This is a genomic window from Pseudolabrys sp. (assembly GCF_050250095.1).
Lineage (GTDB): Bacteria > Pseudomonadota > Alphaproteobacteria > Rhizobiales > Xanthobacteraceae > Pseudolabrys.
Window position 1 is genome coordinate 21,488 of sequence record NZ_JBFWPH010000002.1, and the last position, 12,399, is coordinate 33,886.

The window sequence follows — 12,399 nt, forward strand, 5'->3', positions numbered from 1 at the left end:
CCCGCGATGTCGTAGAGATATAAAACCCCGCATAAAATTTGGTTCCCGGCGATGGAACTTTATTTGTCAGGGCGCGTTAAACTGGCATAGATCGCGGTCGAAAGCGGACCGCGGAGGGGTAAAATATGGTTGTTTCACAAGAGGTTAGCACGGCTTTGCCGTCCCTGCGCCGCTATGCGCGCGCGCTGACGGGGAGCCAAGAATCCGGCGATGCCTATGTCGTTGCCGCGATCGAAACACTGATCAAGCAGCCCGACCTGCTGGATGGCGCCAGCGACATCCGGGTCGAACTGTTCCGGGTCTTTTCGAAGATCTGGAATTCGGTGTCGGCCAACCAAGCCGCCGATCAGCGCGATGCGCTGCCGATCGAGCGGCGGCTCAGTCAGATCGCGGCGATGCCGCGCCAGGCCTTCCTGCTGGTCTCGCTCGAGGCCTTCACCGAGGAGCAGGGCGCCTACATTCTCGATATCGATGTTTCGGAGTTGCGCCGCCTGATCGAATTGTGCGGCCGCGAAGTCGCCGACCAGATCGCGACCAACGTGCTGATCATCGAGGACGAATCCCTGATCGCGTTCGACTTGCAGTCGCTGGTCGAAGGCCTTGGTCACACGGTCCAGGGCGTCGCCCGCACCCGTACCGAGGCGATCGATCTGGCCAAGAAACGCAAGCCGGGTCTCGTGCTGGCCGACATCAAGCTGGCCGATGGCAGTTCGGGGCTCGACGCGGTCAACGACATCCTCAATTCTTTCGAGGTGCCGGTCATTTTCATCACCGCTTATCCGGAGCGCTTCCTCACCGGGACGCGGCCTGAGCCCGCCTTCCTCATCACCAAGCCCTATCAGCCGGCGACGGTGTCCGCGGTTCTGAGCCAGGCGCTGTTCTTCGAGCAGAAGGCCAGGCGAAAGGCCGACCAGGCCGCCGGTTAGCGCGCCCAAGCTGCGAGCGTTCCCACGACACTAAAAGGCGCCGTCCCTGTCCTGCGGGCGGCGCCTTTTCATGTGGCCTGTCTGATAAAAACAAGGGCTTACAAAATAAGGGGGCGCCGGCCAGGGAGGGGTGACCTGGCGGCGCCCGAAGACCGGTCGCGTTTGCGGGGGGCGGGGGACGCTCCCGGTTATGACCTGACAACGCGCCGCCGAGCGGTTTGGTTCAGCGCCGCCGATATTATTTTTAAGATTTGTGGCGGCGGAAAATCCGCGGCCCGCAAACGCTGTCGCAATCAAGGCAATTGCCCGCCTGCGAAAGACCCCTTAGGCTCGATCCTTGCAACGCGGGCAAATTTCACTTCGAAGGACGGAATTCGTGTCGATACGTCATGTTGCGGCCCTGGCTGCGATCGCGGCCTTGCTCGGCCCTGTCGGTCTCGCAAAAGCGCAAGTCGACAAAGAGCGGATGGAGATGCTGCGCGGCGGCGCGACCAAGAAAGGCGTCTACAACATCTTCGGCCTCGACGGCACCGGTCTCGGCCGCACCACGGTGAGCTATCAGAACAAGTACAAGCCGGGCACCATCGTCGTCGATACGGCGGCGCGGCGGCTCTATCTTATTCAGAACGGCAGTACGGCGCTGCAATACGGCATCGGCGTTGGGCGCGCCGGCTTCCAGTGGAAGGGCACGCACAAGATCACCGCGAAGAAAGTGAACCCGTCCTGGACGCCGCCGCCGGAGATGATCGCGCGGCAACCGGACGTGCCACGGCACATGAAGGGCGGCGATCCGGACAATCCGCTCGGCACGCATGCGATGTATCTCGGCAGCACGCTCTACCGGATTCACGGCTCGCCCGATGCGGACTCGGTCGGCGAAGCGGAGTCGTCAGGCTGCTTCCGGATGAGAAACACGGACGTCGCCGATCTCTATCAGCGCGTGCCGGTCGGCACGACCGTGGTGGTGAAGTAGCAGACGGCGAGATCAGGAATGGTGGGCGCGACAGGGATTGAACCTGTGACCCCTCCCGTGTGAAGGGAGTGCTCTCCCGCTGAGCTACGCGCCCGTCCAGGCCGATCATAAGACTGATCGGCAAACCGTCATCGGCGGATCGCGACGGCAAATCGATATCGAGGCGGATATAAAGAGCGGCCCGCTTGACCTGTCAAGCAAGGCCGCCATTTTGCTGTCCGGAAGCGGCGGAAATCAGTTGTGCGTCGAGGGTTCCTCGCCGCGCGGCACCCGCGAGGCGCGCGACTGCAGCGCGCGAATGCGGTCGGCGAGATTGCCGCCGGCCTCGCCCGGTTCGCCCATCTCGGCCGTGGCCGTTGCAACGCCCGCCACCTTGTCGCGCGCCGCCTCGGCGGCGAGGATGGCGTCGATCGGCGAATTCGGCCCTTCGAGCGCGGAGGCGAGCCGCGCGACTTCCGCGGCGACGTCGTTGATGCGTTCGCGCAGCAGCGAGTTTTCCACCCGCTCGGACGACCAGACCTGCTCGGTCTCGCGCTTCAATTCCGCAAGCTCGCGGGCGAGGCGCGATTTCTCGTCGTTGGCGCGGTCGAGATCGGCCTGAAGCTGCTGCTTCTCGGCTTTGAGCGTCTGAGTCGCGGAGCTGGAGCGGCCGTCGATCTCGGCGATCGCCTCGCGCAGATCGCCTTCGGTCTTCTTCGCGGTGTCGAGTTCCTTGCGGATGTGGTCGATCTCGACCTCGCTCTGCGTCAGCAGGCGGGACTGTTCGGTGAGGCGGGTTTCGAGGTCCTGCGCGCGGCGGCCGAGGATTTCGGCTTCGGTGGTCTGCGCGACGAGCTGCTGCTCGAGGTCGGAAACGCGGCGGCTCAGGCTTTCGATCTTGCCGCGCTCGCCGGCGAGTTCCTGCGTCGCGACCTTGAGTTCGGTGCGCGCGTCTTCCATGCGGTCTTCGGCAAGCTTGACGTCGTTCTCGGCGCCGATGAGACGGTCCTTCAGCGCGTCGATCTGCGTCGTCAGCGCGACGAGTTCGATCTTCTGGCTGTCGGCCAGCGTCGCCTGCTCGTCGAGCGCGCCGGTGACGCGGTTGAGTTCGGCTTCCTTGTCGGCCAGCGCGCGCTCGGCCTCATGCACGGCGGCGAGCTTGGCGGCGAATTCTTCCTCGCTCGCGCGCAACTGGTCGCGCAGCGCCTTGTCGCGCGCTTCCAGCGCAAAAATGGTGGCGGTCTTTTCGCCGAGTTCGGCTTTCAGCCGGTTGATGGCGTCGCTCTTCTTGCCGAGTTCGGCGAGTTGATTGGTGGTCTTGCCCTTGAGCTGCTCGACGCTCATCTCGAGGCGCCGCGTCGACATCGCGAATTCGGCGCGCAGCTGATCCTTGTCGGCCTGGATTTCCGCCATCGACAGCGGCGTCGCGGCTTCGAGCCGGCGCATCGTCAGGCGGACGGCGCGGTTATGAACCAGAGGAATGATGACGAGGGCGATCAGGCTCGCGACCAGAAAGCCGATCCCCGAATACATCAGCGGTTCGATCATGAACGACGTCTCCGATACGCAGGACGCGCAAGAATGTCTCAATAGACAATGACATGGCGCGCCAGCCCCGGCCAGCGTGACCCCGGATTAACCTAAACCTTTACTGATTTTCGCGACGGGCCGGCAGGCAAACCGGTCGGCAAGCCCGGATCAGAACGGGTTCCAGGTAGGCTTCGGCGTAAACTTGAGATAGCCGATATTGGCGCCGAGCCGGAAGCCGACGCCGGTGCGGATCGGCACCACGACGATGTCGCCGATCATCAGAGCCGTCATGCCGAAGCCGCCGATGAAATAGGCGGAACCGTCGACGCCGACGAAACGCTGGTAGATCGCGTCGGTGGCCGGCAGCTTGTAGACCAGCATCATGGTGCGGGCGCCGTCGCCGCCATAATCGATGCCGATCGAGGGGCCTTCCCAGAACACCCGGCGGTCGCCGGCGTTCTTGGTGTAGAGCGTGCCGTCGCCATAGCGCAGGCCGACGATGAAGGCGCCGCCGCCTTCCTGCCCGAGAATGTAGCCGTTCGGTTGCCCCCAGCGGCTGACCGCCCGCTCGATCAGCTGCGCCAGTTCCCGCGAGACCGTGCCGAAGAACTTGTGCCCGGTGCGGACCAGTTCGTCCGGCGAATAGGTGCTGGGGCGCGACGATTGCGCCGCGGCCGGCATGGCGGCGGCCGTCAGCAGGATCAGGATCGCGGCGGCGAGGCGGGAAACGAAGCGCATCAATGGCTCCATTTTGGGCTCCATCGTGAGGCGTTGTCGAAACGGCTTAACCGGATACTCACGCGGGCCCGATTAGGGTGGTGTTGGCGCGCGTATAGCGCGAATCGAGGCCAGTCTGATGACGACTATGTCCATTGCTGGGCGATTTCGGAAGGCATGGATGTGCGTCACAGTTCTGGTGGCGGCCCTTGGCTTCGGCCTGTCAGGTATTTTGTTACCTCAGGCCGGATGGGGCGCCACGACCGAACGGGTCGTCAGCGATCCGGCCTCGGGCCTCGCCATCAGCGGATTCGACCCGGTCGGCTATTTTACCGATGCGGCGGCCAAGTTCGGCCGGCCCGACATCGAGGAGCGCTACGCCGGCGCGGTGTGGCGCTTCCGCAATGCCGGCAACCGGGCGGCCTTCGTCGCGCATCCGGCTGTCTATATGCCGCAGTTCGGTGGCTACGACCCGGTCGGGATTGCCGCCGGCAAGTCCGTGGCCGGCCATCCCCTGCACTGGGCAATCAAGGATCAGCGGCTTTATCTGTTCTACGATGCACAGACGCGCGCGGCGTTCCTCGCCGACACTGCCCGGATCCTCGGCGATGCCGAACGGCGCTGGCCTGCGGTCGAAAAAACCCTGACGCCCTGAGCCATCAACCGGCGCGCGCCGGATCGCCCCAGGCAACAAACCCCGGCACGATGAAGCCATCGCCGGCGCGGCCGTAACGCAGTGGCGTGCCGTCCGGCGCGGTCACCGTACCGCCCGCGGCCGCGACCAGCGCGTGACCGGCGGCGACGTCCCACTCGCAGGTTGGCGAAAGGCGCGGATAGACGTCGGCGCCGCCTTCCGCGAGCAATGCGAATTTCAGCGCGGACCCCATCGGCCGCCGCTGGGCCAGATTGAGCCGGTCTAGAAATGCTTGCGTGCCGGGATCGAGATGGGAGTGGCTGATCGTGGCCACCGCATCGGCGTCCGGCCAGCGTCGGGTGTGGATCGGTTCTGCGGCGCCCAATGCGTCGTTGTCGATCCTCAGGCGCTCCGCGCCCTGGCCGACGATGCCGCGCCACAGCAGGTTGCGGGCCGGCGAGGCGATGATGCCGAGCACCGGCACGCCGTTCGCGATCAGCGCGAGATTGACTGCGAAGGTATCGCGGCCGGCCACATATTCGCGCGTGCCGTCGAGCGGATCGACCACGAAGAACCGGTCGCCGAGCCGCGGCGGCGCCTCGCGCGTCATCAGCTCTTCCGAGACGACGGGGATGTTCGGCGCCAGCGCCGCCAGTGCTTGGAGGATGACGCGTTCCGACGCTTCGTCGGCGGCAGTGACGGTGGTGTCGTCGGCCTTGATGCGGCGCGCGACGGTGTCGGCCGGCATGGCGCGGATTGCCGCAGCCGCCTTCGCGACAATCTCGCTCAGCGGCTGAAGCAGCGCGGAAAGTTCCGCGATCGCGCCGTCCGCCATCGCTATTGCGCTCCTCGAATGCAGGCCGGCGGCCGCCACAGTGTCCTTGGTCGCTTCTTGGCGGTCGGCCGGGTGCGGTGTATCACGCCCCGGTCCGGCATGTCGCGTGATTCGCCGGTTTTGCCGTCATCCTCGCGCAACGGAAGGCAGACACCATGTCCGGCCAGTCCATTCAGGCTCTCGATCTCGCCGCGCTGCTCTGCTCGCGCGTCTGTCACGACCTCATCAGCCCGGTCGGGGCGATCGTCAACGGGCTCGAAGTGCTCGAGGAGGACAAGGACGAGGAGACGCGGCAGTTTGCGCTCGACCTCATCAAGAAGAGCGCCGGCACCGCCTCGGCCAAGCTCCAGTTTTGCCGCATCGCCTTTGGCGCGGCGGGCTCGGCCGGCGCCCAGATCGACCTCGGCGACGCCGAGAAAATCTCGCGCGGCTTCCTGGAAGACGACAAGACAAAGATCGCCTGGAACCTGCCGCGGCTGCTGCTTGCCAAGAACCGGGTGAAGCTTCTGCTCAACATGCTGTTGATCGCCGGGCAGGTCATCCCGCGCGGCGGCCAGATGAAGGTCGATCCGATCGGCGAGGGCGATGCGCTGGGATTCAAGATCACGGTCACCGGCACCAACGCCAAAATTCCCGCCGCGATCCCGCCGCTGCTCGCCGCCGAGGGCGGGATCGAAGGCGTAGACGCCCACAAGATTCAGCCGTTCTACGCCGGCCTGCTGGCGCGGGATTGCGGGTTAACGGTCGGCATGGCAACCGCGGGCGATGCGGTGGTGGTCGCGACCGCCTGAGAGCCTGCGGCTCGCATTGGCGCGGAATTTCTGCGGTTAACGAACCGTTAATCGCGGGATTGTTGGGTAAATTCCGCAACCAAAATTAAACGCTTCACCGACACACTGGCACCTGCTCGCTGGCATGCGCGACGGGCGGCTTTTCGCCCGTCGGTGAAGGCATTTCCATGGACGATCTGCTCCGCGAATTCGTGACCGAAACCCACGAAAGCCTCAGCGTCGTTGACGCCGAGCTGGTGCGGTTTGAGCAGAACCCGACCAATACCGACCTGCTCGCCAGGATTTTCCGGCTCGTCCACACCATCAAGGGCACCTGCGGTTTCCTCGGCCTGCCGCGCCTCGAGGCGCTGGCGCATGCCGCCGAAACGCTGATGGGCAAGTTCCGCGACGGCGCGCAGCCGACCGCGGAGGCCGTCACCGTCATTCTCGCGTCCATCGACCGGATCAAGGGCATTCTCGACGCGCTCGACCGTGAACAGCGCGAGCCGGACGGCAGCGACCAGGATCTGATCGACAACCTCGGCAGGATCGTCGAGGGCCTCGCCCATTCCGCCGCCGCGCCGAAGATCGAGCAGGCCGCCGAGGTGATCGAAACCCTCGCCGAAGAAACGCCCGCCACCTTGGCCCCGTCTGAGCCGTCCGAGACCGAGGCCGCATCCGACCCGTCGGCCGACTCCAACCCCTCGCTGCACTCATCGTCGCGCGGCGATGAAGGCGCGCGCAGCGGCCAGACCATTCGCGTTTCCGTCGATACGCTCGAAAGCCTGATGACGATGGTTTCGGAGCTGGTGCTCACCCGCAACCAGCTGCTCGAAATCGTGCGCAGCCAAGATGAGTCCGAATTCAAGCAGCCGCTTCAGCGCCTGTCGAATGTCACCGCCGAGCTGCAGGACGGCGTGATGAAGACGCGCATGCAGCCGATCGGCAATGCGTGGCAGAAGCTGCCGCGGATCGTGCGCGACCTGTCGAACGAACTCGGCAAACTGATCGATCTGGAGATGCATGGCGCCGAGACCGAACTCGACCGTCAGGTGCTCGACGTCATCAAGGATCCGCTGACGCATATGGTGCGCAACGCGGCCGATCACGGGCTGGAAATGCCCGCCGAGCGGCGCGCCGCCGGCAAGCCGGAACGCGGCCAGATCAGGCTGTCCGCCTATCATGGCGGCGGTCAGATCGTGATCGAGGTGTCGGACGACGGCCGCGGCCTCGATATCGCGCGCATCAAGGCGAAGGCCGTCGCGCGCGGCCTGGTCGGCCCGGCCGAAATCGAGAAGATGCCGGCGTCGCAGATTTACCGCTTCATCTTCGTGCCCGGCTTCTCGACGGCCGATACCGTCACCAACATTTCGGGCCGCGGCGTCGGCATGGATGTCGTGCGCACCAATATCGACGAGATCGGCGGCACCATCGACGTGCGCTCGGTGCCCGGCGCCGGCGTGAGCTTCCTGATCCGGATTCCGCTGACGCTTGCCATCGTCTCGGCGCTGATCGTCGAGGTCGGCGATAACCGCTTCGCGATACCGCAGATGTCGGTGGTCGAGCTTGTCCGCGCGCGCGACCGCAGCGACAGCCGCATCGAGCGCATCAAGGACACGCCGGTACTGCGCCTGCGCAACAAGCTGCTGCCGATCATCCGGTTGTCGGACCTGCTCGGCATCGAGGCCGGCGAGAAGACGGCGTCAGGCAACGGTTACGTCGTTGTCATGCAATACGGCAGCCAGGTGTTCGGCGTCGTCGTCGACGCGGTCATCCACACCGAGGAAATCGTCGTCAAGCCACTGTCGAGCCGGCTGCGGTCGATTGCGATGTTCTCCGGCAACACGATTCTCGGCGACGGCTCGGTCATCATGATCGTCGACCCCAACGGCGTCGCGCGCGCGATCGGCAATTCGACGGTGAGCCGGATTGCGGCCGAGGAGGCTGCCGGCAACGTCAATCTGTCCCGCACCGGCGGCTTCGACGACGAAGGGATCACCTCGCTTCTCGTGTTCCGCGCCGGCTCGCCGCAGCCCAAGGCCGTGCCGCTGTCTTTGGTGACGCGGCTCGAGGAGATCGACGCAACGACGATCGAGCTCTCTAACGGCCGTCATATGGTTCAGTATCGCGGCACGCTGATGCCGCTGATCAACATGAACGACAAGGTGGCGATCCGGGGCGAAGGTTCGCAGCCGCTTCTCGTGTTCTCCGACGGCCGCCGCTCGGTCGCGCTGGTGGTCGACGAGATCATCGATATCGTCGAAGACCGGCTCGACATCCAGGTGCAGAGCGAGACGCCGGGCGTTCTCGGCTCGGCGGTGGTCAAGGGACAGGCGACCGAGATCGTCGATGTCGGACATTTCCTGCCGATCGCGGTTGCCGACTGGTTCCGCAGCAAGGAGACGGTCGCCGGCAAGGTGCCCGCCGTGCTGCTGGTCGACGACTCGCCGTTCTTCCTCGACATGCTGGCGCCAGTGCTGCAGGTCGCCGGCTTCAGCGTCGCGACGGCATCGAGCGCCGGACAGGCGCTCGACATGCTGCGGTCGGGTCTCCGGTTCGACGCCGTGGTGACGGATGTCGACATGCCGGTGATGGACGGCTTCCAGTTCGCGCAAACGATGGCGGCGGATCCGGCGCTGTCGCCGACGCCGGTGATCGCGCTGACCTCGATGGTGTCGCCCGACGCGGTGGAACGCGGCCGCGACGCCGGCTTCCATGACTTTGTCGCCAAATTCGACCGTGAGGGCCTGATCGCGGCGCTGCGCGAGCAGACCGATGTCGAGCGGGCGGCGTAGATGATGGAACAGGCAACCCACACGGACGCGAGCGAACTCGTCACCGCGACGATCGGCGGCCAGTTGTTCGGCCTGCCGATTCTGCAGGTGCAGGACGTCTTTGCGGTGACGCGGCTGACCCGCGTGCCGCTGGCGCCGCCGGAGATCGCCGGCCTTCTGAACCTGCGCGGTCGCGTCGTCACGCTGATCGACCTGCGCCGCCGGTTCGGTTTCGACACCGTGGCGGGCGGCGGCCAGCAGATGGCCGTCGGCATCGAATCGAAGGGCGAATCCTACGGGCTGCTGATCGACAGCATCGGCGAAGTCATGCGGTTCGATGCGAGCGAGCGCGAGCCGGTGCCGGTCAATCTCGATCCGCAGATCGCCGCGATTGCGGTCGGGATCTATCGTCTCGACGGGCGGCTGCTGGTGGTCGCCGACGTCGAGCGGATTCTCGACATTGGAAACTGGGAAATGGCGGCGTGACGCGCCATATGAGGTGATGACATGAGAACCTGTCTGGTGGTCGACGACTCAAGCGTGATCCGTAAGGTCGCGCGACGCATCCTCGAGACGCTGAATTTTCAAATTCTCGAAGCGGAAGACGGCGAGCAGGCGATCGAGGCATGCCGGCGCGAGCTGCCGGACGTGATCCTGCTCGACTGGAACATGCCGCGGATGGACGGCTACGAATTCCTGCGCGCGCTGCGGCGCATGCCGGGCGGCGACACCCCCAAGGTCGTGTTCTGCACGACGGAGAACGACGTCGCGCACATCGCGCGGGCGCTGCATGCGGGTGCGAACGAGTACATCATGAAGCCGTTCGACAAGGACATCGTGGAGGCCAAGTTCCAGGAAGTCGGCCTGATCTGACCGCCAGCAGACGCGCCGCCATTCCCGACCCGCGACCGACCCGCCACGCATGTCCGCCATCATGAATCCCGGCGCCGCCGGCAAGACAGCCGCTCAATCGATCCGCGTCATGATCGTCGATGACGCCGTGGTCGTGCGCGGCGTGCTCGGCCGCTGGATCGAAGCCGAGCCGGACATGCAGATCGTCGCCTCGCTGCGCAACGGGCGCGAGGCGGTCGACCATGTCGAGCGCGTGCGGCCCGATGTTGTCGTGCTCGACATCGACATGCCGGAACTCGACGGCCTTCATGCGCTGCCGCTGCTGCTTGCCCGCAAGCGCGACCTCGTCGTCATCATGGCCTCGACGCTGACGCGGCGAAACGCGGAGATCAGCCTGCGCGCGCTCACGCTCGGCGCCAAGGACTACATCGCCAAGCCCAATGCCTATGGCGACTTCGCCGGCGCCGACGAATTTCACCGCCAGTTGATCGAGAAAATCCGCCAGCTCAGCGCACGCTTTCACCGGCGCGTGCCGGCCGTCGGTGCTGCGCCGCCGCCGAAACCGCCTGCCGTCTGGCCCGCCAAACCGGCCGAGACCGCGGCCGCGCGGATCGAGACGCCGCCGCTCGCGCCCCACCACCCCGACGATATCGTGCTGCGGGCGTTTCCGGCCTGCGTGCCGAAGGTGCTGGTGATCGGCGCGTCGACCGGCGGGCCGCAGGCCCTGATGTCGGTGATCGGCAAGCTGAACGGTGTGTTCGATCGCGTGCCGATCCTCATCACGCAGCATATGCCGCCGACCTTTACCGCGATCATCGCTGAGCACCTGACGCAGGCGACCGGACGCAAGGCGCGCGAGGGGCGCGACGGCGAGCCGGTCACCGGCGGCCATGTTTATGTCGCGCCCGGCGGCAAGCACATGCGCGTCGTGCACCGCGACGGCGGTCCCGTGATCGAGATCAACGACCAGCCGCCGGTGAATTTCTGCAAGCCCGCGGTCGATCCGCTGTTCGAATCCGCCGCGCGGGTCTGGCCGCAGGGCGTCTGCGCGCTGGTGCTGACCGGCATGGGGTCCGACGGTCTGCGCGGCGGTCGCGCAATCGTCGCGGCTGGCGGCAGTGTCGTCGCGCAGGACGAAGCGACCAGCGTGGTCTGGGGAATGCCCGGACAAGTTGCGCATGCCGGTATCTGCTCGGCGGTGCTGCCGGTCCATGAAATCGCGCCGCGTCTCAACAGGTTGTTTTCCGGGGAGGGTGCATGACCCCGGACGATTTTGACTGGCTGCGCGGCTTCTTCAAGGAGCGTTCCGGTCTCGCGCTGTCCGCCGAGAAGCAGTATCTGGTGGACACGCGGCTCGCACCGATCGTTCGCGCGAAGGGGTTCGCAAACCTCGCCGCGCTGGTGCGCGCCGTGCGCAGCGACCCGCGCTCGGGTCTGGCGACGCTCGTTCTCGAAACCATGACGACCAACGAGTCGCTGTTCTTCCGCGACAAGGTGCCGTTCGAGAATTTCCGCGACGTGATCGCACCGGCGCTGCGGACCTCGCGCGCGAAGGAGCGGAAGGTGCGAATCTGGTGCGCCGCTTGCTCCGCGGGCCAGGAGCCTTATTCGCTGGCGATCGCGATCAAGGAATACCTGTTGTTTCCGGCCGACTGGACGATCGAGATCGTTGCTACCGATCTCTGCACCGCGGTGCTCGAGCGCGCGAGCCGCGGTCTCTACACCCAGTTCGAGGTGCAACGCGGGCTGCCTATTCAACTTCTGGTCAAATACTTCGCCAAGGTCGGCGAAAGCTGGCAGGTGAATTCCTTCATCCGCGATATGGTGACCTACAGCCGCTTCAATCTGCTCGAGCCTTACGGGCGGCTCGGCCGCTTCGACGTCATTTTCTGCCGCAACGTTCTGATCTATTTCGACCTCGCCACCAAGACCGGCGTGCTGGACCGGCTTGCCCGGCAGATCGCGCCGGACGGTTATCTTTCGCTCGGCGCCGCCGAAACCGTCATCGGTCTTACTCAGGCCTTCATGCCGCTGCCCGACCATCGCGGGCTCTACGTGCCGGCTCGCGGCGGGCGTCCGTTGCCGCAGGGCGCAACGGCGACGGTTGCCTCGCCGCCGCTCGCGCCGCGCGCTGTCTCGCCGGCCAAGATCGTCTCGCCGATCTAGTGTCCTGACGCGCAAAAGCCCCGGACCGAGGTCCGGGGCCCGCTTCGCATCCGCCCAGGGTGGCTCCAGAGAACGAATGCGAATTTCAAAATCGAATAATTCATCGCGTCGCGCAGCGACGTTTGGCGCCTTGACGCGATTGGATGCGATGTGGCGGATAGCGGCAATTGGAGAAAATTGGGATAAATCGAGATGAATTCGGCGTTCTGCCGGTATTCATCGAAAGCGCGTCAAATGACGCGA

Annotated in this window: 12 protein-coding genes and 1 tRNA gene; 9 read left to right on the forward strand and 4 right to left on the reverse strand. The window is 65.4% G+C overall.

Annotated elements, in window-relative coordinates; genetic code table 11:
* Positions 1-125: 125 nt before the first annotated feature.
* Both AB7F10_RS05375 and AB7F10_RS05380 read left to right on the forward strand, forming a co-directional pair.
* Positions 126-926 (forward strand): response regulator, encoded by an 801-nt coding sequence (locus AB7F10_RS05375; protein ID WP_428559936.1) that lies wholly within the window; start codon positions 126-128, stop codon positions 924-926.
* A gap of 382 nt (positions 927-1,308) precedes the next feature.
* The gene (locus AB7F10_RS05380) at positions 1,309-1,899 is read left to right on the forward strand and encodes a L,D-transpeptidase (RefSeq protein ID WP_428560056.1); all 591 of its coding nucleotides are present in this window, start codon (positions 1,309-1,311) and stop codon (positions 1,897-1,899) included.
* Between the two features lie 19 nt (positions 1,900-1,918).
* Here AB7F10_RS05380 and AB7F10_RS05385 read toward each other — a convergent pair.
* From AB7F10_RS05385 to AB7F10_RS05395, 3 genes are all read right to left on the reverse strand, one after another.
* Positions 1,919-1,993 (reverse strand) — tRNA-Val (locus AB7F10_RS05385).
* Positions 1,994-2,133: 140 nt separating this feature from the next.
* A complete protein-coding gene (locus tag AB7F10_RS05390; RefSeq protein ID WP_428559934.1) occupies positions 2,134-3,426 on the reverse strand; it encodes a hypothetical protein in 1,293 nt (430 codons plus the stop codon).
* A 150-nt stretch (positions 3,427-3,576) separates the two neighbouring features.
* Positions 3,577-4,089 carry a DUF1134 domain-containing protein gene (locus AB7F10_RS05395; RefSeq protein ID WP_428560055.1) on the reverse strand — a complete coding sequence of 171 codons (513 nt, stop codon included), beginning with the start codon at positions 4,087-4,089 and terminating at the stop codon, positions 3,577-3,579.
* A 217-nt stretch (positions 4,090-4,306) separates the two neighbouring features.
* Between AB7F10_RS05395 and AB7F10_RS05400 the strand changes: the two genes are divergently transcribed.
* A complete protein-coding gene (locus tag AB7F10_RS05400; RefSeq protein WP_428587129.1) occupies positions 4,307-4,780 on the forward strand; it encodes a YHS domain-containing (seleno)protein in 474 nt (157 codons plus the stop codon).
* 4 nt (positions 4,781-4,784) lie between these two features.
* Here AB7F10_RS05400 and cysQ read toward each other — a convergent pair whose 3' ends face one another.
* Entirely contained in the window at positions 4,785-5,594 is an 810-nt protein-coding gene (cysQ, locus tag AB7F10_RS05405; protein WP_428559930.1) for a 3'(2'),5'-bisphosphate nucleotidase CysQ, read from the reverse strand.
* A gap of 155 nt (positions 5,595-5,749) precedes the next feature.
* Between cysQ and chpT the strand changes: the two genes are divergently transcribed.
* The 6 genes from chpT to AB7F10_RS05435 all read left to right on the forward strand — a co-directional run bounded on the left by chpT (position 5,750) and on the right by AB7F10_RS05435 (position 12,156).
* On the forward strand, positions 5,750-6,385 hold the full coding sequence (chpT, locus tag AB7F10_RS05410; RefSeq protein WP_428559927.1) for a histidine phosphotransferase ChpT: 636 nt from the start codon (positions 5,750-5,752) through the stop codon (positions 6,383-6,385).
* A 167-nt stretch (positions 6,386-6,552) separates the two neighbouring features.
* The gene (locus AB7F10_RS05415; RefSeq protein ID WP_428559924.1) at positions 6,553-9,159 is read left to right on the forward strand and encodes a chemotaxis protein CheW; all 2,607 of its coding nucleotides are present in this window, start codon (positions 6,553-6,555) and stop codon (positions 9,157-9,159) included.
* The gene (locus AB7F10_RS05420; protein WP_428559921.1) at positions 9,160-9,624 is read left to right on the forward strand and encodes a chemotaxis protein CheW; all 465 of its coding nucleotides are present in this window, start codon (positions 9,160-9,162) and stop codon (positions 9,622-9,624) included.
* Between the two features lie 21 nt (positions 9,625-9,645).
* Positions 9,646-10,011, forward strand: coding sequence for a response regulator (locus AB7F10_RS05425; RefSeq protein ID WP_428559919.1), 366 nt, complete (start codon positions 9,646-9,648; stop codon positions 10,009-10,011).
* A gap of 61 nt (positions 10,012-10,072) precedes the next feature.
* On the forward strand, positions 10,073-11,251 hold the full coding sequence (locus tag AB7F10_RS05430; protein ID WP_428560053.1) for a protein-glutamate methylesterase/protein-glutamine glutaminase: 1,179 nt from the start codon (positions 10,073-10,075) through the stop codon (positions 11,249-11,251).
* Positions 11,248-12,156, forward strand: coding sequence for a CheR family methyltransferase (locus tag AB7F10_RS05435; protein WP_428559917.1), 909 nt, complete (start codon positions 11,248-11,250; stop codon positions 12,154-12,156). The genes AB7F10_RS05430 and AB7F10_RS05435 overlap by 4 nt, the downstream gene beginning before the upstream one ends.
* Positions 12,157-12,399: the final 243 nt, after the last annotated feature.